We start from the raw sequence: 22,273 nt of genomic DNA, 5'->3' as shown, positions 1-22,273 counted from the left end.
GATGGGTAAGAAGTTTGCGATTCACATTGAATCAATTTCGCCTAATGCAGTGGGAACGATTGTTAATAAAACAACCATCCTTAGAACAATTTCTGATGCGTTATCAAAAGTGTCCGGACAGAGCGCTCCACAAATACAATCAGCGTTTATGGAGCGAGAAGGCGTAGGAAACACAGCGCTGGAGTCAGGTATCGCTATTCCACATGCTGTATTAGATGGGCGCCAAGTGCCGGTGCTAGGCGTCCTGAGCTATCCCAGCGGAGTTAAAGATTGGAAGGATTTGAATGGTCAACCCGTTACTCAGGTTTTGGCAATATTGATGGGTAAAGACGAAATTACAGAACAAGAAGCCAATGACATCAAAAGATTTTTTGTCAAATTGGCATCATCAGATTTTTTGCGGAAGATAGCTCGAAGCAAGGATTCACAAACAGTGGTTGCAGTCATCAAACAACAAATGGAGGAAGAATAACATGTTAGTATCTGGAGATCGGCTTTTACAAGTAGCTAAGGAACATCATTTCGCAATTCCAGCTTTTAATGCTGGGTCAGGTCAATTATTTACTGCGACCTTGGAAAAAGCTGAGGAATTGCAGGCTCCTTTCATTATGGCAATTCACCCGACAGAGCTTGATTTTCTGCGTGACAGTTTTGTCGCGCAGGTAATTGATGCGGCAAATCATACGGATCTGCCAATCGCATTGCATTTGGATCACGGGGCTTCTTATGAACAAGTAATTCATGCTATTCATCTTGGCTTTACTAGTGTGATGATTGATGCCTCGTTAACTGATTATGAGCACAATGTAGCTTTAACAAAGAAGGTTGTAGAAGCAGCTCATGCCACAGGCGTTTCGGTTGAAGCTGAGCTCGGCACCATTGCAGACACGGGTAACGATGTTGAGGGCCATCTAACAGACAATGTGAAGTACACGGATCCAGAAACTGCAAAGGAATTTGTTGAAGCGACCGGTGTGGATTCATTGGCTATTGCTATTGGCACAGCACATGGCTTGTATCCAAAAGATGTCAAACCGAAACTGAAGCCGGAGATTGCTAAGGCAGTAGCTGAAGTCGTGGATGTGCCACTGGTTCTGCACGGCGCCTCTGACAATCCGGACGATAAGATTGCAGAGGCTATTGCGTATGGCATTAATAAAATTAATATCTCAAGCGACATTAAAATTGCATTTGCAAAAGACTTGCGGACTGTTCTTAACGAAAACGATCCTGATGAAATTCGTGAACCTAAAGTACTCTTCCCATCGCCAATGATTGCAACTCAAAAAGTTGTTGCTCAAAAAATCAAGTTATTCGGGGATGTGGATCGAACAAAACTGTATTACCAAAATGAACCAGTTAACGAGATTCCGTATAATGTTAAGAATTTTCAAGTTGAACATTTTAGTGCTTGATGCAGTTTAAAGAAAAGGGGGGCCGATTTATGGAACAGATTGATGAAGTGCTTGATCCGAGACTAATCAAGCTCAATTTAAATGCATCTTCAAAGCGAGATGCTATTACGCAACTATCAGAGACCTTGAAAGATGCAGATTATATCAACGATGTCCCCTCTTTTGTTAAAGACATTTATTTAAGAGAAAAAGAGGGCATTACGGGTATTGGTGATGGGATCGCGATTCCGCATGGTAAAAGTGATTATGTAACCAAGGTAGGCGTTGCTATTGGTGTCTTTAACAAACCGATTGAATGGGAAACATTAGATGATGAAGGTGTGACCGTTGTCATATTATTTGCTGTCAGCAATAATACAGAATCTGCTCGTAATCAGCTAAAGTTACTTTCACTATTTGCTGCAAGGCTAGGACATGAGGACGTCATTGAAAAGCTTAAAAAAGCGACCAGTTCAGCAGAGCTTATTGCAGCTTTTACTGAGAAGGAAGGTTTAGGACAATGAAGATCGTTGGTATTTCTGCTTGTGCGGCAGGAATCGCACACACCTATATTGCAAAAGAAAAAATTCTTCAAGCCGCTAAAGATGCCGGTGATACGGTTCATGTTGAGACTCAGGGAACGATTGGAACAGAAGACGCGTTAACACCCGAAGAGATTAGTCAGGCCGATGTTGTCTTATTGGCAATTGACGTAAAAATCTCAGGAAGAGAGCGCTTTGCTGGCAAGAAAGTAGTTGAGGTTCCGACTGATGTTGCTATTAAGAGTCCCAAAAAGCTCATTGCCAAACTTCATGAGCTGACTGGGAAGTCCAGTTAAACGAGGTGGATACAAATGAAAAAGATTCAGATTAAGCAGCCTGCGCTTACTGCGATATCATATTTGATTCCTGTCGTGGTTGCGGGTGGGTTCTTACTTGCTGTTGGGAATATTATGGGTGGCAAAAACCTAGAAGCAGTCAAAGGCATGGCCAACATTTGGGATGCATTTTCGACCATGGGCGGTTTAATTCTCGGGATGTTGCCAATTGTCGTTTCAACAGGGGTCGCGTTCGCGATCGCTGACAAGCCAGGGATTGCACCGGGTTTGCTGGTTGGTCTTATTTCAAGAATTATTGGCGCCGGCTTTCTTGGCGGGTTAATTGGCGGTTATGTGGCAGGTTGGGCTGCAATGCTCGTGATTGCTTACGTGAAAGTGCCGAAATGGGCAGCTGGTTTAATGCCGACATTAATCATTCCATTTCTTGCCTCACTGATTGCTGGTCTGTTTATGTTCTATGTTCTGGGTGGACCAATTGCGGCTGGAACAGTCTGGCTCACAGGCTATATGAAGACACTGGATACAAGTCAGAAGTTCCTTTATGGCATGATCATTGGTGTTCTGGCGTCTGTGGATTACGGTGGTGCTATTAACAAGACTGTTTTCGCATTTGTTCTGGCATTACAAGCTGAAGGCATTAACGAACCGATCACCGTTTTGATTTTAGCATCTATGGTCACACCAATGGGCTACACACTAGCCTATTTCTTAGGAAAGTTGGTTCACAAAAATATTTATACACCGTTGGAAGTTGAAACATTAAAAACGGCTTTCCCCATGGGACTAGTCGAGATCACAGAAGGTAGTTTACCAATCGTTTTGAATGATCTATGGCGAAGCGTTGTTGCAACAGGTGTTGGCGGTGCGGTTGGTGGCGGGTTCTCGATGTTGTGGGGCGCTGACTCAAAGATTCCGGCAAGTGGCCTGTTCGCAGTACCAACTATGTCACGGCCATGGGCATTCATCGTTGCCCTGATCATCGGTAGCGTTGTCACTGCGCTCGTCTACTTGATTTTAAAGAAACCAGTTTCTGCTACGGACTTGCAAGAAGAAAAGGAAGAAGAGGACTTGAACCTCAAAGATCTTAAGATTTCGGATTGAAGTTAATGTAAGGAGATATGGCATGACGAGTGAGGCATTCATAGGAAATGAAGCTCAAACTTCTGGTGCTCAGACAATCCAATTTCTTGAAGGTAAAGCTACTGGTATGAAAGCCGTGCGGATGTATAACGAGGCTGGATTGAACTTATTGGTGGCGCCAGATAGAGGAATGGATATTCCAGAGTTGAAAGTACACGGGACAAACGTATCTTTTATGTCATCCACTGGTCTTGTGAACAGCACCTATTTTGTTGAGCATGGGACCACGGGATTTATGCGAAACTTCAATGTCGGATTTCTGACAACGGGTGGCCTCAGCTATATGGGAGCTTCTGGCGATTCGGAGCTAGGTCTGCATGGAACGATTGGAAATACTCCTGCTGAAAACTTTAGTCATCAATTAACAGCAACGGAAGTAATAGTCAGCGGTGCTGTTAGAGAAACAGCTATGTTCGGTGTGAATTTGGTGATGAATCGGAAGATCGTGATTCCCAAGAATGAAACAAAAATACGGATTCATGATGTCGTAATCAATGAAGGCGTTCACCCCGCCTCATTGATGATGCTGTATCATATGAATTTTGGTTATCCATTCTTTAGTCCTGAGTCACAACTAGTATTGAACGCGGCTAAAGTAACGGATCGTGATGGAGATGACGTAAATGATTGGAATCGGTTTGATCAACCGGCACCTGACACGACAGAAAAGGTCTACTTTCATGATTTTTCTGAATATGCAAACAAAGATTTTCAATACCGACTTTTAAGCCCCACGACCGGATTACAGGCAGTCATCACAATTTTCCCTTCTTTGCTATCAGTATTGAACGAGTGGAAGTTAACTCAGACAAAAAATTACGTACTTGGTTTAGAACCAGCTACGAATAATGTCAATGGTATTGAAGCGGCTAAGCGGTCAGGGAACTTGAAAATAATTGAACCGAATGAAAGGGTGACCTTTGACTTAGAAATTGCCTTTTCAAAACTGGAGGTGTAGATCTAGATGAAACGATCTGAAATCAATCAAATTTTGAAAAAATCAGAAATTTTTCTCAAGGAACATCTGGTGTTTCTGCCACCGTTTGCGCAATGGATGCCAGTAAACTGGCAAAATCTTGATAAATCCTATCAAGAAATAACGGATAATATGCTTGGCTGGGACGTAACTGATTTTGGCTCTGGAGACTTCAAGCGGTACGGACTAGTAGCTTTTACTTTCCGAAATGGAAATTATAAAGAGTCAGAAAAATATCCTAAACCATATTGTGAGAAAGTCTTGCTTTTGAATGAGGGTCAGGAGCTCCCATATCATTTTCATAGGCTAAAGGAAGAGGATACTATTAATCGAGGTGGAGGAAATCTCAAAATCACTGTTTGGAATTCTACTGAAGATGAGGCTTTGGATGAAGAGAAACCAGTTCATATCGTAAAGGATGGACACAAGTTGGTTCTGGATCCAGGGACGATTGTGACGCTTCATCCAGGGGAGAGTCTTACGACTACCACTGGCATTTATCACAAATGGAATGTCGAACCCAACTCTGGTGAGGTTATGGTTTGGGAGGTTTCTTCTACTAATGATGACAACATTGATAATCGCTTTCTGAAAGATGTGTCACGCGTGCCAGATATTGATGAGGACGAAAAACCATATCGGCTTTTGTTCGGTGATTATAAGAAGTTGTCATAAAGATATGCCTGAAGCCGTTTGTGCTTCAGGTTTTTTAACATGAAGATTGGTACTGACAGATTGTGTTCACGCTTTATTACTAAGCAGTCCCGCCATCGCGGGCTATGGAGGTCTTGAAATGACAAACGAGGTTGTTCTTGGTATTGATTTAGGTACAAGTTCAGTGAAGGTATTAGCCTTATTTCAAAATGGCAAATTTCATACACACGCTGAGCCGCTGACATTGATTCATCCCCAAAACGGATACAATGAACAGCGCCCGGAGGACTGGGTCACGCAAACTTTTAAGGCTATTCGAAGTACCTTGATGAACCACAAAATTTCGGGGGATGCTGTTAAAGCAATTAGCTTTTCAGGACAGATGCATGGGTTGGTTGCTCTAGGAAAAGATCAGCAAGTTCTGAGAAATGCTATTCTGTGGAATGATACGCGCTCAGCTGCGGAAGTTGAAGAGATTCAAAGTGGCATGGGGCAAGCTTATATTGATATCACAGGCAATCGTGCAGTTGAAGGTTATGTCCTTCCTAAACTGTTGTGGTTGCAAAAACATGAACCGACGATTTGGAATCGAATTGACAAAGTGCTGCTGCCCAAAGATTATCTCCGATTAAGAATGACCGGAAGTCTTGGCACTGATTATTCGGATGCAACAGGCACAGGTTATCTGGATATTGGTAGTGGGAAATGGAGCCGGGCAGTTCTTGAGCATTTTGGAATATCGCTTGATTGGATGCCAAGATTGATGGATTCAGGCGAGATTGTAGGCGGGCTAACCCAAGCCGCGGCTGATGCTAGCGGACTTTTGACTGATACGCTGGTCACAGTTGGTGGTGCTGATAATGCAATGGGAGCAATTGGCGCTGGTGTTGTAGAAGAAGACCAACTGATGTCGAGTATTGGCACATCAGGTGTCATGCTTCATCCAGAGAAGAAGTTGCGTTTAAAGTATAATGGCAGTCTTCAACTGGAGAGACATGCGATTAAGTCACGTTTTTATTCGATGGGGGTCACATTAGCTGCGGGTAATTCGTTGAGCTGGTTCCGCGACACTTTTAGTAGGGATAAGTCGTTTGAAGACATCGTTCAGGATGCTGCCACATCGTCAATTGGTGCTCATGGCGTTTTGTTTGCGCCATATTTGTCAGGAGAGAGAACGCCATATTTTGATCCGCATGTTCGCGGTGGTTTTATGGGCATTTCTAATGGCACTAGTTTTAATGATTTTGCTAGGGCCGTTTTAGAAGGAATTGTCTTTTCGCTTAACGATGTTCTTAATCTATATAGACAATTTGAGGTGCTGCCAAGTGAGATTATTGCAATTGGTGGTGGTGCAAAAAATACATTTTGGGCACAAATGCAAGCCGATGTTTTTGATTTACCACTCAAAGTGCCAGTCGTTGACGAAGGTCCAGGTTATGGGGCAGCAATCGTTGCTTCTGTGGCCGGCAATTGGTTTTCAGATGTTGATTCGGCCATTAACGAGTTGGTGAAATATGACGTCAAGTACACACCTATTGCGGGTAACCGTGACGCCTACGAGGATGTTTATAAAGAGTATCGCCAGTTTTATCGCCGACTTGCATAAGATTTGTGAGTTATAGAAGACGCCTGAATTGATTGGGCGTTTTTTGATAGTTTTAAAAACTTGTTGATGTTTATAACAGACACAATCTGTCGTGTCACACCCGTGTGCCAAAATCACAATTAAGTTTGAAAGCGGAATCATTTAGTATAGAGACTGTAAGATAGAAAAGAGGAGCAAACATTATGGCAATGTTCACAAAAGATAATATGGTCATGGATCTCCAAGGAAGTACTCAAAAAGAAATTCTGGAAGATCTAGCTAAAAAGGCTTATGAAATTGGCGCAGTTAAAGATGCCACCACATTGGTATCAGATTATTTGGAGAGAGAAGCAGAATCAACAACAGGGTTTGGCAATGGCGTTGCGATTCCACATTCAAAGGCAGAGAACAACGTCACAGCAACCATCATCTTTGGGAGAAGCAAACAGCCAATTGAATGGCAATCACTTGATGGACAACCCGCTAATACATTTATTAGTTTGATTGTTCCAGCAGCCGAAGCAGGTGTTCATTTGCAATTGTTAGCAAAACTCAGTCGTCAGTTAGTTCATCCCGAATTTGTCGATGTGTTAAAGAATGGCAGTCAGGATGAAGTTTATGAATTGATTGCAAAGACGATCCAATAATCACTGCATAAAACAATGTCAATAAAGGAGGAGAACATGATGGCTGACTTGAAGATTGTTGGCGTAACAAACTGTCCTGCTGGGATAGCACACACGTATATGGTGGCCGAAGCAATTGAGCAAAAAGCTAAGTCCCTAGGATATGAAGTTCATGTCGAAACGCAAGGGGCAAATGGCGTTGAAAACAAGCTAACAGATGCTGATATTGCGGCTGCTGATTATGTTATTTTGGCGTTAGGTAAAGGCATGAGTGCTGAAGACAAGGCACGATTCAATGGTAAACAGGTCATTGAATTGCCTGTTTCTGAAGCCCTTAAAAAGATTAATGTTATTTTTGATAATTTACATGATGAAGCACATTTGTACACGGCCTCTAAAGTCCAGTTAGGTGATCGTAAGCAAACAGATGGCATTATGAGTCATTTGATGGCTGGTGTCTCTGCAGCATTACCGTTTGTTATCGGTGGTGGCTTGTTGATGGCCTTGGGTAGCTTGATGGTTCAATTTGGAGCTGCGAATGTTGCTCCGAAGGCTGGGCAAATGGCCTCACTTGCATGGGTGTTGAATACCGTTGGTGGATTAGGCTTTACAATGATGATTCCGATCATGGGCGCCTATATTGCTTATTCAATAGGTGATAAACCAGCTTTAGCACCGGCCTTCTTAGTAACGTATCTAGCCAATACCCCAGATATTTTAGGAACACAGGGAGGCGCTGGTTTTCTCGGTGCGATTGTTATCGGCTTGAGTATAGGTTACTTTGTTAAGGCATTTAGGAAAGTTAGGTTAGGCAAGACGTTCCAGTCGACATTGGGCTTTCTCATTATTCCGTTCGTAACGCTTTTACTTTTTGGATTAGTGACGTACTACCTTTTGGGACCGGCAATGGCTTGGTTAATGGCAGCATTACTGGGTTTCTTGAGAAGCATTCCACCAGAAATGAAGATTGCTGGAGGATTCTTAGTAGGGGCGATGCTGGCCTTTGATATGGGTGGCCCAATCAACAAGACCGCTTGGTTCTTTGGATTTTCACTGCTCAGTTACCATGTTTATACATGGTATGGGATTGCTGGCGTTGTCACTGTATTACCGCCAATGGCAGCTGCGATTGCGACATGGATTAAACCTGGTTTGTTCACCAAGCAAGAACGTGAGTCAAGTTGGCCTGCAATGTTAGTCGGAATGACAGTTGCAACTGAACCAGCGATTCCTTACGCGTTAGCCGCACCAGTGCCAATGATTACTGCGAATACATTGGCCGGTGGGATTGCCGGCGCAATTTCGATGGGACTTGGGGTTGAACGTTTGGCACCGGGACTTGGTGTCTTTGATCCATTGATTGGCTTGTCTCGGCCGGCATGGGCATACTACATCGCTTTAGCAGTTGGTTTAGTCTTAAATGTTTTGTTTGTCATTGTTTTCAAGTCAGCGTGGCTCAAACGACAAGAACGCAAAAATGGCATTATTAGCTTAGACAATCAGCCACAGAGTACGATTGTCGGTAATGGCACTAGCGTTTCAGCAGCGCCGACGCAAAGTGCTCAGACAGCAAAGACAATGTCTCCTGAAGCCGCAAAGAAATAGTTATTAAACACGATGGGTGCAGGGGCTGATGTCTCTGCACCTTTTTAGAAAGAAGCGATGCATTTTGACAAAATATGATTTTGATCGGGTAATTGATCGACATGGCACGTTTAGCACACAGTGGGATTACATTGCAGATAGATTTGGGCGAAATGATATTTTGCCATTTTCCATTTCTGACACGGATTTTCCAGTACCTGTTGAAGTTCAGGACGCGTTGCAAAAACGGTTCGCTCACCCTATTTACGGTTATACTCGGTGGAATCACGAGACGTATAAAGACAGTATCGTTCATTGGTTCGAGAGAGATGGCCACACCAAGGTAGATTCAGATTGGATTGTTTATAGTCCAAGTGTTGTATTTGCAATTGCAACGCTGATTAGGATGAATTCACAGGTTGGTGATGGCGTGGCAGTCTTTACGCCAATGTACGATGCCTTCTATGGTACGATTGAAAAGAATGATCGGATACTGATGCCAATTCGCTTGGAAGCGGCAGATGCAGGTTATCAGATTGATTGGGACAGTCTTGCAACTGTCTTGGCCGAAGAACGGACGAAAGTATTTTTGCTAACAAACCCGCACAATCCTACTGGTCGAGTCTTCTCAAAAGCCGAATTGAAAAAGCTTTACGATCTTTGCCGAGTTAATCATGTTTTCTTGATTTCAGATGACATTCACCGCGACATGGTTTACCTGCCACATGCTTATGAACCGATTACAAATATTGGCACGGAAAATGTTGCGCTGTGTTGTTCAGGTTCGAAAACATTCAATACGCCTGGACTGATTGGCTCATACGTCTTTTTACCTGAACCGACTTTGCGAGCGCAGTTCTTGACAGAATTGAAACAAAAGAATGCCTTGTCATCGGTCAGTATCTTTGGCATGTTGGCACAAATTGCGGCTTATAATGGATCTGAAGACTATGTTCAACAACTGACTGCTTATACTAAGCATAACTTAGAGACGGTGGCCAGTTACCTGCGACAAAACTTACCCGAAGTCAAGTTTTCACTTCCAGATGCGACCTATTTGGCTTGGATTAATGTGAGCGGATTGAATATCAGTTCAGACACATTGCAACGTCAATTAGTTGATGTCGGACATGTGGGGATTATGCCTGGAAAGACATATGGCGATGCTAGGTATTTGAGAATGAATATTGCCTGTCCACAAGAAAAGTTATTGGATGGCTTGGAACGGCTAAAGAAGGGAGTTAAAGGATAACATGTTACCCCTCAGAGAAGTTAAAATCTTACGCCTATTGTCCCAGCAAGATTTCTCTGGGGATGAATTGGCGAAGCAGTTAAATGCATCTCGGCGAACAATCGTCCGAGACATTGCCGCGATTAATGATGAAATTCAAACTAATCGTATTGGCAGAATTACAACGCAGAATAAATATCATCTGACAACGCTGAATCCCGGTAAATTGACCACACTATTAAACACAAGTCGTGATGAAGCAAATGAAATATTACTTCGACTATGTATTCGGCGAACAGTAGCAATGGGCGATTTGACGGCGGACATGTTTCTGTCGCGTGCTCAGGTTGCTGATTATCTTGTTGAACTAAACAGTGATTATCATGATCTTTTTCATATATCCAGTCGCCCAGGAACTGGCGTGACGATTAATATGAAACGGTTAACACGGATCGGTATAGCGGCTGACTGCATTTTTGAATTTCCACAATTACTGGACAAAGTTGTGCCGGAAGTTGAAAACACGCAACGAGTCATCACTTATTTGACAGCAAACCCTTGTCCTTATCAGGAGTGGGTCATTGATAGCCAGTGGCGAGCGCAGGTAATCAGCGCCTTCGTTTGCCTGCCACCGTCAAAGACACATTCGTCCGAAGCATTGACAACTACTTTGGTGCACCAGTTTGTTCAAGGCCGTGCAGATCTTTTGGCAAGTTTAATGTCAAAACACGAAAGTATTGTACAAAAATTCTCTCAAACAGCCGACAAGTTTCAATTGGAAGCAATTGGACAGAAAACACTGGAGTCATTGTTCACTCACTTTGGTCGTGAGTGTGCATTCCCGCGGCCTCTGAGTACTTTAAGCAACTTTGATATTACAAGACTTTCTGCTCAAAATCCTGTTGCCTTTGATTTTGCACAAGCAGTTACAGTTGAACTATTAAAGACAGATAATCGAATGTGGATGGATGCAAACTTCTTGGCTCTGTATATTGTTCAGGCAATTAATCAGCGAGAAGTAAAACCGGTTAAAATTCTTTTTTTGGCGCCTCGTATGTCGTTAGCCCAAATTAATTCAACGATTATTCAGCAGAAGCTGCATAACATTGTACTTTATACCGTTCATAGTTTGACAGATGCAGAAACTGCATATACCAAACATCATTTTGATTTAGCCATTGCTAATGTTCGAAATGACGTCATTGAACAATCTTCAATTAAATTTTCCTTGACGTTTTCGGCTGTTGCCTCTGATGAAGACATTGCAACACTCGAGCAGTTAGTCAATGGTCAGTATTATCATGACAATATCGCAGCAATGCTCGCACCAAATCATTTTGTCAACGTAACCAGAGCAGACAAGTTTTTGCCTGTGCTGAGAAAGGGGCTACAAAGTTTCAACGAAACAGGATTGCTGACTGATGCAGATCTAGTGAAGATCGTTGAACGCGAAGAGGCTGGCAATCAATTAATTTTAAACCACATTTCTATTCCGCATATTGTGACATCTAGTGTCTCAGATTATCGCTTATTTGCGATTAAACCCGATCGAGCGATCACTGTTGAAAATCAGGAAGTTTATTTAATGGTTATTGTTCTGGTTGGCACCTCGCAAGCAGAGAAAAATACAATTTTTAGTTATTTATATCAAACGTTAAGAAAGTACACGGTCACGAATATTAGACAGGTTCAAACCTATCAGCAAGTTATTGAATTGCTTAAGGGCATGATGCAGTTTGATGGCTGAAGTTTGGGCGAAGGCTTAGGATCAACAACATCGTTTTGCCTTTGATAAGACCTCTAGTTTGAATGTTTGTTTTAAAGCCTCCAACCACAAAGTTTGGAGGCTTTTTGCTATGAAGATACTGATAACGCCGTCATTGTAACAACTGTTTGAAGATATTTAAGAAAGTGAAGTCACTTCTTATTTGCTGTGTGTGATCCAGCAATAACAATGAATTTCCGGCTAAAGAAGTTGTGCCGGAAAAATTGTATTTTTGTCCCGGAAAAAGATATACCAATGTAACCGCTTGCTGACATGCAATAATGGAATTGTCAGGAGGTGGGGTACTTAAGTAGTCTGTGGGGGAAGGGGGCAATCATGAACGAGAAAATCAAACAATTGCTTGACATCTTATTGCAGCAAAAGAGCTACCTTACCGCATTGCAACTGTCCGAAATGCTAGGTGTAACTGAAAGGAGCATTCGAAACTATGTAAGAACCTTAAATAGCAGCGAGACACAGGCCCCTTTGATTGTTTCATCAAATAAAGGCTATAGGATTCAACGTGATCTGTATAACGAAAGTATCGAGAATCGGCTTTTTGCTAAAGACGATGCTGACCTGCTTTTCAAAATTGCCCTAATTCTAATGAACCAATCGACATTCATCACATTTGATGACCTTGCAGTTCAGTTGAATTACTCTGTTGAGAGTATTCGAAGTAAGGTGCAAGCTTTATTCTCAAAGATTCATGATATGAATCTACACGTTACGTTGGAATCACGAATCTTTACAGGTATTCGAATTTTAGGAGAGGAGAACCAAAAACGACTACTTCTAGAACAATTAATACCTATTGAAGAAATCGTAAAAGGAAATTTGACCGAGTCAACTTTTAAGTTATTAGGAAAGCTGTCAAGCAAAGAGGCTATCAACACAGAAATCAGCAGTATTGATACAGTTTTCTCACGGCACCATACGACGATGGACTTCATTGTCTACGCAAAGATTATTTGCCATATGATCATTGCTGTGAGCCGTTACAAAGATGGCCATTCGATTAGCTTGTCTGAAGTTGGCAGCAACAATAAGAGTCATCCTGAATTTCAACTAGCTTCTTCTTTATTAGCGATGTCTGTTTTACCAATTAACAATGAAGCGGAAACAATGGCGCTTACGAATTATCTAATAGCCTTGCCGTTGAATATGCCAGGAGCGTTTGTGCCGGAAATGAATCAACTGCAGCGCAATCGGTTAGAAGCTTCATTAAAGAGGGCAGAGGAATATTATGGCATTCCACTTTATTCTAACGAGCGTTATCGAGCTCAAATCATGAATCATATCATGAGATTACTTGATCCGTTGGAAGAAAGTATACCGATTTTTAATCCATACTCTAAACAGACAAAAAGAGAATACCTGTTTGCCTATTCGATCGCATGTTTTCTCTATGATGACTTGGAAAGTGATTTTCGTTTACAAATACCCGAATCAGAAGTAGCTTATCTGGCTATTCATATTCAGCTTGTTTTAACTGAAGAAACAAAAAATGGCATCCAAACAAAATTAGTTTTTCAAGGTAAAAAAGCCGAGGGAGAATTGTTTCGGTACAAGATTCAGACCTATTTTCCCCGGATAGATATTAAGACTGTCACCCCAACAATGGTTCAGGCGGACTTGCAGAAGTACCAACTGATCATTCGCTGTGGTTTTCAGGAACCTGTGGCTGCTAATTCTAAAATTGTTGAGATTAGCAAAGAGATGAATACAAGAGACATCGCGAAGATTCAAAATTTTGTTGAAACCGTTGGCACAGCTTCTTTAATCCAACAGCTTGATTATCATCATATGAATGAATCTTCCAGTGAGTCTGCGATTGAGTATTTATTGAAAAAATCAGGGTACTTCAACCTTTTGCCATACTTCCAGAAGCGCGAGTCCATGTCACCAACAGACATTGGGCATCTTGTGGCGATGCCGCACCCGTTTTTAAAAGGGTCAGAGACGACTGCCAAGGTCATTATAGGGATTAATAGAACAGAAATTCCGTGGGGACATCAGAAGGTTAGATTAATTGTGATTTATATTCCTGCATCTGACCTTAAAACAAACAAAAACTTCTTTAATGACGTGTATGAGCACACAAGCAATTTAGCGGAAGTTCACGCCTTATTGGAAACCAAAACAAAAGAAGAATTTATTAAAGTTTGGAATAGAAAAGGAGATTATTCAAATGCTTTATAACATGGTTGATTTACTGAGTGTCGCATATAAAAATAATTTTGCCGTTGGATCCTATAATGTTGCGAACAGTGAGTTTGTTGAAGCAATTATTCACGCAGCAGAAGCTAAAAATGCACCAGCAATTATTCAGATTCATCCTAACGAGATCAATTTGGTGGGCGACGATTTCACTGCCTATGTCAGACAAGCAGTTGATCGTACGCGCATACCAATGGCCATTCATGTGGACCATGGGGCAACACTAGGGGATTGCGTACGCGGCATTCATAACGGATATACGTCAGTCATGATTGATGCATCAGCAAAGTCGTGGGATGACAATGTGGCACTTACCAAACAAGTCGTTGATGTGGCACATAGCGTGGGTGTTTCTGTTGAAGCAGAGCTTGGAACAATTGGGTCTAATGAACTTTCAACAGAAGGGACAGGTGTCAACACGATTCTCTATACCGATCCAGAAGACGCAAAGAAGTTTGTGAGTTTGACAGGTGTTGATACTCTAGCTGTCGCAATTGGTACGCGTCACGGGCATTATAGTCATGTCGAAAAGCCGGAACTGCGAATTGATTTACTTGAAAAGATTCATGAAGCTGTGGATATTCCACTAGTCTTACATGGTGGATCAGACAATAAGGATGAGGAAATCAAAAAAACATACCTTCACGGTGTAGCAAAGATTAACCTTTCGACGGATATGAAAACCGCATTCTTCGCCCAACTACGCAAAAATTTGGATGACAACCCTGATGCCTATGAGCCAGATCAGTTGATGCCATCAGCTAGGAAGGCAGCGCAAGACATTGTTGAACACAAAATGGACCTTTTTAATTCTACCGGCAAAGCTGACCTGTACTAGAAATAATGATCGAGGAATCCAAGCTTGGAGGTGAACAAAATGCGTATTGACGAATTAATTGATATTAAGAATATTGATACTAGCATTGAACCAATGACGAAAGATCAAGCCATTGCACGCATGATCAATAAACTAAAACTGAATGGTTATGTTCAAGACGCAGATACATTCAGTAAGGCTATCTATCAACGCGAAAATGAGATTTCAACTGCAGTTGGATATGGCGTTGCAATCCCGCACGCTCGAACTAGCGCGGTTAAAAAATCAACGATCAGTGTCTTTAGAGATCTCTCTGGTATTCCGTGGGGACAGGAAAAAGTTAATTTAGTGTTCATGATTGCTGCTGAGGAGGACGCTTCAGACGAACATTTGAAGATGTTGTCAAAGATCTCGACTTTTTTAATGGATGAGAGTTTTCGAGCTAAATTGATAACTGCAGCAGACCCTAATGAAATGTACGAAATTCTTGTTCAAGAGGATGCTAAGAAAAATACTGAAACAGATATTTCGCAAGCACGAGAAGCTGCTGGAAAGTATCTTGTCGGGATTAGTGCTTGTATGACCGGTATTGCACATACGTATATGGCGGCTGAGGCACTGGCCAATGAGGCTAAAAAGCGAGGCATGCGGGTCAAAATTCAAACCAATGGTTCTACTGGTGTTGAAAATAGACTTACCTCAAAAGATATTGAAGAAGCTGACGCGATTGTGGTGGCGCATGATGTCAAAGTTGATACCACAGTTTTTGGCTCAAAGCCTTTCTTGGACGTACCTGTTAAGCGTGCCATCGACCAACCGAGTTCAGTTGTTGATCAAGCTTTAGAGAAAGATGCAACAAGTCCAAAATCTGCTCCGACGCATAAGAACCTTGAAGCAGCTTTAGGGAAAGAAACCAAACCTGAAGAAGATTTGACTGGGGGCGGCAAATTTGCCCGCGCTTTTTACACACACATCATGAGTGGTGTGTCCTATATGATTCCATTTGTTGTCGTCGGCGGTATCTTTATTGCCATTTCCTTTATGTTTGGTATCTACGCTTCAGATCCGAAGAGTGATCAGTACAATATTTGGGCAGCATTTTTCAATGAAATCGGCGGTAATGCGGCCTTTAAACTCTATGTTCCGATTCTCGGTGGCTTTATTTCTTGGAGTATTGCAGATAAAGCAGGCCTAGCCCCTGGTATGATCGGTGGTATGATGGCCGTCAATGGCGGGTCAGGCTTCTTAGGGGGCATGGTCGCTGGTTTCTTAGCTGGGTATGTTACTCGATTCATTGTCAAAAAGACACAGAATGTTCCTCACTCATACAAAGGTATTATGGCGGTATTAGTGATCCCGCTCGTAGCAACCTTTATTGTCGGGCTCGTCATGTTTTTCCTTCTAAATACACCAATGTCGAATATGATTGGGTTCCTGACAAACTGGTTGAAATCCATGACGGGCGTGAATGCTTTCTTGATGGGAGCACTTCTTGCCGGCATGATGGCCTCCGATATGGGTGGTCCAATCAACAAGACTGCTTCGGCTTTTGGACTTGCAATGTTCGCTTCAAAGATTTATGGACCTTCAGCGGCATTGATGGTTGGTGGTATGGTTCCTCCGCTCGGCATTGCACTTGCAACCGTATTGTTTAAGCGCAAGTTTACAATCCAAGAACGCGAAGCGGGCAAGGCTAACTGGGTATTGGGAGCAAGTTTCATTACAGAAGGCGCAATCCCATTTGCCGCAGCCGATCCATTAAGAGTTATCCCAGCAAATATTATCGGCGGTGCAGTCGGTGGCGCACTCTGCATGGCAGCAGGTATTACTTTGCAAGCACCACATGGCGGGATCTTTGTCATCCCAATTGCTTGCAACAAGCCAATTCTTTATATTGGTTGTATCTTAGTTGGAACAGTCATTACGGCGCTCATTTTAGGCTTTACCAAAAAGACTTTGAATGAGCAGCAAATGAATCAACGGATGGCTGCCGGTATTATCTAAGCTTTATGCAAATCTCAAAGTGAATATGGCGGGTTATTTGTCCTCAGAAAGTTCGGTTATAGTTGCGACTATACCGGGCTTTTTTAATGCTGTTTATTTGAGCAATTTTAATTTTTAAACCGTAAGCGTTTACAAAGTGAAAATTAGATGCTACTATGATGTCGAGATGACCGGACGTCTAGACAAATAAAAGTGTGGAGGTTTGTATGACAAATTGGATCAGTCTTGCTGGAAAAAGAGTTGTGATCACAGGTGGCAGTTCTGGTATAGGCAGCATAATCGTCAAGCAAATGCTGGCAAGTGGTGCGAAAGTATCCTGTCTTGACGTTAAGCCATCGGAGTATGAAGGCCAATATTTCTTTTTTGAGTGTGATATTAGCGACCAAAATCGTGTGAACGCGGCGATTAACTCAGCAGCTGAAAAGATGGGTGGGATCGATGTCTTGATCAATGACGCTGCGATTAACTCGCCTAAGATGATTTACGATTTTTATGGCGAAGAGGCGGGGCATCAATATGATGATCGAGATTTTGATAGACACTTTGACATCAACGTGAAAGGGGTACTTCATTGCGTTCAAGCGGTTATGCCACATCTGTTGTCAAATAACGGTGGCACCATTATTAACATGAGTTCAGAAGCCGGGAGTGAAGGGTCAGTTGGTCAAGCACTTTATTCGGCAACAAAGGGGGCGGTGAATGCCTTAACATTCTCAATCGCAAAGGAACTGGGTCCGAAAAATATTCGGGCGGTAGCGGTCGCACCAGGAATTAATGAACCGACGCCGATGGGGAATAGTCAGCATGTAGCAGATCTTGGCTATACACGCGGGGATTTTAAACAGAGTCGAGAAAAACAGGCTGAAAAATATCTGAGCAATATTCCGCTGAGACGCGTAGGGCGATTGAGCGAAATAGCTGATTTGATTATCTATCTTGCCAGTGATCATTCTAGTTATATTTCTGGCACAGTGGTCAACATTACTGGAGGGAAGTCCCATGGGTAATTCTAATAAGCGTGAACCATGGATCATTCTTGTATCACATGGTCACATGGCTAAAGAAGTTCTAGCTAGCGCGGAAATGATTATGGGCAAGCTAAAAGAAGTTAAAACATTTTCGCTAATTGAGGGGGAAAGCCCAGAGAAATTGATCCATCAAATGATGGCAAGTTTGCGAGATGCTCCGGAGAATTCAATCATTTTAGTTGACTTACTCGGGGGAACACCATCGAATGTCATTTCAAAGATAGCAAGTCAACACGACTATGCGGTCGTTACGGGCCTGAATTTGGGAATGTTGATCGAAGCGGAGATGTTGCGATATCAGAATAAGGACAATGATCCGCGTCAAGTAGCAGAGAAGCTTGTTGAATCGGGCAAGAAAGGCATTGTTGATTTGAAAAAGAGGTTGGCAGAAACCTCAATTGAGGAGGGGGAATTGTAATGCTGGATGGTGTGAAATTAACCAGAATTGATTATCGGTTGATTCATGGACAGGTCATCACGAAATGGACTAATAAAGCCGCAGCGAATCGAATCATTGTCGTAAATGACGAACTGGCTAAAGATAAATTTATGGCATCTGTGTATACGATGTCTGCACCACCTGGAGTTAAGGTACAAATTGCAACAATTGATCAATTTGTAAAAGCATCTTTGAAAGCGGATTCATCACTCGATAAGGGCAATATTCTACTTTTGTTCCGGTCTATTGCCGATGCCCTGACTGCAAGTGAAGCTGGTGTGCACTTTAAAACCATTCAAGTAGGCGGTCTTGGGTCAGGTGATGGTAAAGGGATGGTTGTTAAGGGAGTTTTTGCAAGTGCGGCCGATATTGATCAGTTGGAGAAAATCCAAGCAAAAGGATCAGAAGTGTCCTTCCAAGTCACACCAGAGGAGCCAAAACTGTCATTAAGTCGAGCTAAAGCAAAGGTTGGAGGGGAATAACATGTTGGGTGTTTCAATATTTACCGGTATTTATTACTGGATCATGAAAACCGATGTTGGTTATGGTTTTACTCACGCGATGAGGCAACCACTGTTTTCTGCATTATTTATTGGACTCATTATGGGTGATTTTACGAGAGCAATTGTTATTGGGGCCGCCATTCAAATTCTATATATCGGATTAGTCGCTGCTGGATCAAACTTGCCAGCGGACGACTGCCTGGCAGGATTAATTGCCATTCCAATTGCTATTGCTTCGCATCTCAGTCCGGCTGTCGCTGTGACAATTGCCGTTCCTGTCGGCGTCTTAGGTGTTTTCTTAGATCAATTCAGAAAGACGATCAACATCGTTTTTGTTCATATGGCAGATCGATTTGCTGATGAAGGTAAACCTAAACAAGTGGTCATGTCAGCGATCGTGTATCCGACGTTGTTGTCATTCGTTTATCGCTTTCCGGTTCCTTTTATTGCCAATATGTATGGGGCAAAAGCTGTTACTGCATTTATGGATGCTATCCCTAAATGGCTTACGAATGGGTTTGGCGTTATGGGTGGCTTATTACCAGCCTTGGGATTTGCATTAACCATGTTTGTTATTGGCGATAAGAAGTTGTTGCCGTGGTTCTTTATTGGATTCTTTATTGTCGCTTATCTGAAACTGCCTGTCATGGGTGCAGCTATCATTGGCGGGTGTGCGATTCTGTTGATCTCTCTGGCACAAGGTAAACGAGAAGAGGAGGAGACTTTATAATGGCTGAATTAAACAAAGGGCAAACTGCAGAGACCATCACCTCACCTAATCAGACTCCTAAAATTACTGAGAAGGACGTCAAGAACAGTTGGTTACTCTATTATCTTGTTGCTGAAATGGGAATTTCCTACGAACGATTACAGGCTTTAGGCTTTACGGTTTCGCTACTACCTATTCTGAGAAAACTATATAAAACAAAAAATGATTTAAAGGATGCCATCAAGCGGCATCTGGTCTTTTATAACACAGAGGCCGTATTTGGTTCTCTTATCAACGGCATTGTCATTTCGATGGAAGAACAAAAGGCACATGGAGAAGATGTTACCTCAGAGGCAATTACTGGTGTGAAAACAGGTTTAATGGGACCTCTCGCCGGTATTGGTGATTCGATTGATTGGGCTACATTGAAACCGATTATATTTGCTCTGGCGGCTACGTTATCTGCCTCGGGCAATCCAATTGGCGCGTTTGTTCTGCTGCTACTGCCAATTGTTCAAGTGATTGTTGGACGTACTTTAGCGGGTATTGGTTATAAAGCGGGCCGTGAGTCCATCACGGAGATGCTCGCATCGGGTAGAATTCAGCAACTGATTACAGGTGCAAAAACGATGGGGTTGTTCATGATGGGCGCGCTGTCGTCAACTTATATTGCCGTTAAGACCCCCATCAAAATTAATTTTGGATCCGGGAATACAACATTTGTTCTTCAGAAAGTGTTTGACAGTATTGCACCTGGATTACTTTCTCTTGCAGTCGTGATGTTCATTTACTGGTGGCTTAACAAACGAAGCCAAAATCTGTCAATCGTTGTGTTGCTCATTGTGGCAATTGCGCTTTTAGGCGCCTTTACTGGTTTCTTAGCGCCACTAAGTTAACGGAAGGACATGAAGACAATGAAAAAAAGCGCAGTACACTTTGGCTCAGGGAGTATAGGTAGAGGTTTTATTGGTAAGCTTCTGCATGATTCTGGTTATCAGGTCACAATGTTGGACGTTGATGACAGCATTATTAGTAGCATTAATGCTATCGGAGGATACGATCTGTATCTCATTAATCATAATTATCAAAAGGTTTTTATTGATCAGGTGAGCGCGATTAATAGTCTGAAGGATACGCAAGGTGCGATTGATGCTATTAAGGACGCTGATATCATCACAACAGCAGTATTGGCAACTAATTTGGAAAAGATTGCCCCCATACTTTCTAAAGGCCTAAAGGCGCGGTTGCAGCTTAGAAAGGCCAAAATAAATATTTTAGCTTGTGAAAATCTAGAAAACAACTCAGGGGTCCTACGAAAGAAGGTATTGGCACTCGGAGAAATAAAGGAAAACGATTTAGAGTCAATTGCCGCATTTCCCGATACCGAAGTGGATCGTTTAGTCCTCAAATCTGAGAGGAATGGAGAGCCGGCTATTGATATTGGCGATGAGTTTGAACTTGTGGTTGATAAAACAAAGTTGGTCAATCCGGGGGTTGAACCAATTAAAAATGCTTTTTACACGACAGATATCCACAAATATTTTGAACGAAAACTCTTCATCATCAATACTGGCCATTGCTGGGCTGGATATGTTGGTCATGTATACGGCTATAAAGTTATTCAAGATGTTTTTGCAAACAAGCCGTTGCTACGCGCAACGCGAGAAGCCATGAAAGAAAGTGCGGTACTAATTGAGAAAAAGTATGGTTTTTCAAAAGATGATCTAGATGACTATATCTCATTTGCACTCAATCGTTTTATGACGCCGGGCGTGGTTGACCAAATTGCCAGAGTATCACGTAATCCAATTCAGAAAATTGGCCCTCAGGAGCGGTTAGTTCAACCTGTCCAGCAACTAGCAGATCGCAACTTGCCTTATCAACAACTAGTTAAAGGAATTAGCGCGGCACTGCTGTTTGACCTTGATACAGATCAACAAGCCATCGAGCTACAACATTATATTGAGAAAAATGGAGTAAAACAAACCATTGTCCACTTTACAGGGATTGCTGAAGAATCTGTACTCTTTTCTCAAATCATGGAGCATTACAACCGGTTTAAGCAAATAAAAGAAAAACGAACGAACTGAAGGAGGTGGTCAGATTGTCGCTATCATTTTCCAATAAAGAAGGTGTCACTATTCCTATTCGTATCATCAATAACTTGATTAATGAGAAGGACACTTTAAGTGAGCTGGATAGCTTCGTTGGTGACGGAGACCATGGCATTAACTTAGCAAAAGGTATGACGCTGGCAAAGAAAAAGATTTCGGTTGCAAATGACACGATGTCTTCTGGTTTTGAAAAAATAGCCCATGCACTTGAAAATGAAGTTGGCGGCTCGCTTGGTCCACTTTTCGGATTTTTCTTTGAAGCAATGAGCTCGGAGTCGAAGGATCATCAGGCGATCGATGGTCAGGTGATATATGACATGATGACTGCTGCTGCGGAACAAGTTGCTTATCTTACAGAAGCTAAGGTGGGGGACAAGACCATTGTCGATGTTCTTTTTCCAGCAGTGGATGCTTACAAGGAATCATGGGAACAAACTCAAATTACTCAAAGTGCATTAACGGCCATGGGAAGGTCTGCTCAGGAAGGATTAAAAGCAACTGCAAATATGCTGGCCGCTTATGGACGCGGACATCGTCTTGGTGAAAAAGTGATCGGACATCAAGATTCAGGAGCTACGACAATGAACATGATCTTTCAAACGTTTATTTCAGAAGTTGAGAAATTAGTTGCTTAATTTTAAAGAGG

The 22,273-nt window shown here is 42.4% G+C and carries 22 protein-coding genes; all 22 read left to right on the top strand.

All coding sequences use genetic code 11. From position 1 onward, the window contains the following. The first annotated feature begins 1 nt into the window (after position 1). Positions 2 to 472 (top strand): PTS sugar transporter subunit IIA, encoded by a 471-nt coding sequence (locus tag ACWPAB_RS04160; RefSeq protein WP_003586731.1) that lies wholly within the window; start codon positions 2 to 4, stop codon positions 470 to 472. 1 nt (position 473) lies between these two features. Next, the gene (locus ACWPAB_RS04155; RefSeq protein WP_003586733.1) at positions 474 to 1,415 is read left to right on the top strand and encodes a ketose-bisphosphate aldolase; all 942 of its coding nucleotides are present in this window, start codon (positions 474 to 476) and stop codon (positions 1,413 to 1,415) included. Positions 1,416 to 1,444: 29 nt separating this feature from the next. Beyond that, positions 1,445 to 1,918, top strand: a complete 474-nt coding sequence (locus tag ACWPAB_RS04150) for a PTS sugar transporter subunit IIA (protein ID WP_003586735.1) — start codon at positions 1,445 to 1,447, stop codon at positions 1,916 to 1,918. After that, positions 1,915 to 2,232 (top strand): PTS fructose transporter subunit IIB, encoded by a 318-nt coding sequence (locus tag ACWPAB_RS04145; RefSeq protein WP_003586737.1) that lies wholly within the window; start codon positions 1,915 to 1,917, stop codon positions 2,230 to 2,232. The genes ACWPAB_RS04150 and ACWPAB_RS04145 overlap by 4 nt, the downstream gene beginning before the upstream one ends. Before the next feature lie 15 nt (positions 2,233 to 2,247). Further along, complete coding sequence (locus ACWPAB_RS04140) at positions 2,248 to 3,333, top strand: PTS fructose transporter subunit IIC (protein WP_003586738.1); 1,086 nt, start codon at positions 2,248 to 2,250, stop codon at positions 3,331 to 3,333. Positions 3,334 to 3,355: 22 nt separating this feature from the next. Continuing rightward, on the top strand, positions 3,356 to 4,330 hold the full coding sequence (locus ACWPAB_RS04135) for an aldose 1-epimerase family protein (protein ID WP_003586740.1): 975 nt from the start codon (positions 3,356 to 3,358) through the stop codon (positions 4,328 to 4,330). Positions 4,331 to 4,336: 6 nt separating this feature from the next. Continuing rightward, the gene (locus ACWPAB_RS04130; RefSeq protein ID WP_003586743.1) at positions 4,337 to 5,023 is read left to right on the top strand and encodes a D-lyxose/D-mannose family sugar isomerase; all 687 of its coding nucleotides are present in this window, start codon (positions 4,337 to 4,339) and stop codon (positions 5,021 to 5,023) included. 118 nt (positions 5,024 to 5,141) lie between these two features. After that, positions 5,142 to 6,608: a xylulokinase gene (gene xylB, locus ACWPAB_RS04125; RefSeq protein WP_003586745.1), complete on the top strand. Its 1,467-nt coding sequence runs from the start codon at positions 5,142 to 5,144 to the stop codon at positions 6,606 to 6,608. A 182-nt stretch (positions 6,609 to 6,790) separates the two neighbouring features. Then, a complete protein-coding gene (locus ACWPAB_RS04120; protein WP_003586747.1) occupies positions 6,791 to 7,234 on the top strand; it encodes a PTS fructose transporter subunit IIA in 444 nt (147 codons plus the stop codon). Positions 7,235 to 7,273: 39 nt separating this feature from the next. Further along, positions 7,274 to 8,818 (top strand): PTS fructose-like transporter subunit IIBC, encoded by a 1,545-nt coding sequence (locus ACWPAB_RS04115; RefSeq protein WP_016381742.1) that lies wholly within the window; start codon positions 7,274 to 7,276, stop codon positions 8,816 to 8,818. 64 nt (positions 8,819 to 8,882) lie between these two features. Then, a complete protein-coding gene (locus ACWPAB_RS04110; RefSeq protein WP_003586752.1) occupies positions 8,883 to 10,049 on the top strand; it encodes a MalY/PatB family protein in 1,167 nt (388 codons plus the stop codon). A gap of 1 nt (position 10,050) precedes the next feature. After that, complete coding sequence (locus ACWPAB_RS04105) at positions 10,051 to 11,775, top strand: putative frv operon regulatory protein (protein WP_016381741.1); 1,725 nt, start codon at positions 10,051 to 10,053, stop codon at positions 11,773 to 11,775. 354 nt (positions 11,776 to 12,129) lie between these two features. Then, positions 12,130 to 13,995, top strand: a complete 1,866-nt coding sequence (locus ACWPAB_RS04100) for a BglG family transcription antiterminator (protein ID WP_003586758.1) — start codon at positions 12,130 to 12,132, stop codon at positions 13,993 to 13,995. After that, positions 13,985 to 14,851, top strand: coding sequence for a ketose-bisphosphate aldolase (locus tag ACWPAB_RS04095; RefSeq protein WP_003592312.1), 867 nt, complete (start codon positions 13,985 to 13,987; stop codon positions 14,849 to 14,851). The genes ACWPAB_RS04100 and ACWPAB_RS04095 overlap by 11 nt, the downstream gene beginning before the upstream one ends. A 39-nt stretch (positions 14,852 to 14,890) precedes the next feature. Beyond that, on the top strand, positions 14,891 to 16,834 hold the full coding sequence (locus ACWPAB_RS04090) for a PTS fructose transporter subunit IIABC (RefSeq protein ID WP_003592314.1): 1,944 nt from the start codon (positions 14,891 to 14,893) through the stop codon (positions 16,832 to 16,834). 206 nt (positions 16,835 to 17,040) lie between these two features. Then, positions 17,041 to 17,841, top strand: a complete 801-nt coding sequence (locus ACWPAB_RS04085; RefSeq protein ID WP_003586764.1) for a sorbitol-6-phosphate dehydrogenase subunit — start codon at positions 17,041 to 17,043, stop codon at positions 17,839 to 17,841. Continuing rightward, positions 17,834 to 18,280 carry a PTS sugar transporter subunit IIA gene (locus tag ACWPAB_RS04080; RefSeq protein WP_003592317.1) on the top strand — a complete coding sequence of 149 codons (447 nt, stop codon included), beginning with the start codon at positions 17,834 to 17,836 and terminating at the stop codon, positions 18,278 to 18,280. The genes ACWPAB_RS04085 and ACWPAB_RS04080 overlap by 8 nt, the downstream gene beginning before the upstream one ends. Then, entirely contained in the window at positions 18,280 to 18,783 is a 504-nt protein-coding gene (locus ACWPAB_RS04075; protein WP_003592319.1) for a PTS sugar transporter subunit IIB, read from the top strand. The genes ACWPAB_RS04080 and ACWPAB_RS04075 overlap by 1 nt, the downstream gene beginning before the upstream one ends. 1 nt (position 18,784) lies before the next feature. After that, positions 18,785 to 19,534 carry a PTS mannose/fructose/sorbose/N-acetylgalactosamine transporter subunit IIC gene (locus ACWPAB_RS04070; protein ID WP_003592321.1) on the top strand — a complete coding sequence of 250 codons (750 nt, stop codon included), beginning with the start codon at positions 18,785 to 18,787 and terminating at the stop codon, positions 19,532 to 19,534. After that, positions 19,534 to 20,409, top strand: a complete 876-nt coding sequence (locus ACWPAB_RS04065) for a PTS system mannose/fructose/sorbose family transporter subunit IID (protein WP_003586799.1) — start codon at positions 19,534 to 19,536, stop codon at positions 20,407 to 20,409. Before ACWPAB_RS04070 ends, ACWPAB_RS04065 begins: the two co-directional genes overlap by 1 nt. Positions 20,410 to 20,418: 9 nt before the next feature. Continuing rightward, positions 20,419 to 21,603: a mannitol dehydrogenase family protein gene (locus tag ACWPAB_RS04060; RefSeq protein ID WP_012490960.1), complete on the top strand. Its 1,185-nt coding sequence runs from the start codon at positions 20,419 to 20,421 to the stop codon at positions 21,601 to 21,603. A 14-nt stretch (positions 21,604 to 21,617) separates the two neighbouring features. Continuing rightward, a complete protein-coding gene (gene dhaL / locus ACWPAB_RS04055) occupies positions 21,618 to 22,262 on the top strand; it encodes a dihydroxyacetone kinase subunit DhaL (RefSeq protein WP_003586804.1) in 645 nt (214 codons plus the stop codon). The last annotated feature ends 11 nt before the right edge of the window (positions 22,263 to 22,273 follow it).

This window comes from Lacticaseibacillus sp. 30 (genome assembly GCF_053819265.1).
The sequence above is the reverse complement of the archived record's forward strand: the minus strand, read 5'-3'. Positions and strand labels throughout refer to the sequence as shown.

Coding starts and splice junctions, on each gene's coding strand:
- ACWPAB_RS04065 (WP_003586799.1), top strand. CDS start 19,534: ATGGCTGAATTAAACAAAGGGCAAACTGCAGAGACCATCACCTCACCT.
- ACWPAB_RS04095 (WP_003592312.1), top strand. CDS start 13,985: ATGCTTTATAACATGGTTGATTTACTGAGTGTCGCATATAAAAATAAT.
- ACWPAB_RS04160 (WP_003586731.1), top strand. CDS start 2: ATGGGTAAGAAGTTTGCGATTCACATTGAATCAATTTCGCCTAATGCA.
- ACWPAB_RS04085 (WP_003586764.1), top strand. CDS start 17,041: ATGACAAATTGGATCAGTCTTGCTGGAAAAAGAGTTGTGATCACAGGT.
- ACWPAB_RS04155 (WP_003586733.1), top strand. CDS start 474: ATGTTAGTATCTGGAGATCGGCTTTTACAAGTAGCTAAGGAACATCAT.
- ACWPAB_RS04145 (WP_003586737.1), top strand. CDS start 1,915: ATGAAGATCGTTGGTATTTCTGCTTGTGCGGCAGGAATCGCACACACC.
- ACWPAB_RS04090 (WP_003592314.1), top strand. CDS start 14,891: ATGCGTATTGACGAATTAATTGATATTAAGAATATTGATACTAGCATT.
- ACWPAB_RS04150 (WP_003586735.1), top strand. CDS start 1,445: ATGGAACAGATTGATGAAGTGCTTGATCCGAGACTAATCAAGCTCAAT.
- ACWPAB_RS04060 (WP_012490960.1), top strand. CDS start 20,419: ATGAAGACAATGAAAAAAAGCGCAGTACACTTTGGCTCAGGGAGTATA.
- ACWPAB_RS04120 (WP_003586747.1), top strand. CDS start 6,791: ATGGCAATGTTCACAAAAGATAATATGGTCATGGATCTCCAAGGAAGT.
- ACWPAB_RS04070 (WP_003592321.1), top strand. CDS start 18,785: ATGTTGGGTGTTTCAATATTTACCGGTATTTATTACTGGATCATGAAA.
- ACWPAB_RS04080 (WP_003592317.1), top strand. CDS start 17,834: ATGGGTAATTCTAATAAGCGTGAACCATGGATCATTCTTGTATCACAT.
- ACWPAB_RS04140 (WP_003586738.1), top strand. CDS start 2,248: ATGAAAAAGATTCAGATTAAGCAGCCTGCGCTTACTGCGATATCATAT.
- ACWPAB_RS04075 (WP_003592319.1), top strand. CDS start 18,280: ATGCTGGATGGTGTGAAATTAACCAGAATTGATTATCGGTTGATTCAT.
- ACWPAB_RS04130 (WP_003586743.1), top strand. CDS start 4,337: ATGAAACGATCTGAAATCAATCAAATTTTGAAAAAATCAGAAATTTTT.
- xylB (WP_003586745.1), top strand. CDS start 5,142: ATGACAAACGAGGTTGTTCTTGGTATTGATTTAGGTACAAGTTCAGTG.
- ACWPAB_RS04135 (WP_003586740.1), top strand. CDS start 3,356: ATGACGAGTGAGGCATTCATAGGAAATGAAGCTCAAACTTCTGGTGCT.
- ACWPAB_RS04100 (WP_003586758.1), top strand. CDS start 12,130: ATGAACGAGAAAATCAAACAATTGCTTGACATCTTATTGCAGCAAAAG.
- ACWPAB_RS04115 (WP_016381742.1), top strand. CDS start 7,274: ATGGCTGACTTGAAGATTGTTGGCGTAACAAACTGTCCTGCTGGGATA.
- ACWPAB_RS04105 (WP_016381741.1), top strand. CDS start 10,051: ATGTTACCCCTCAGAGAAGTTAAAATCTTACGCCTATTGTCCCAGCAA.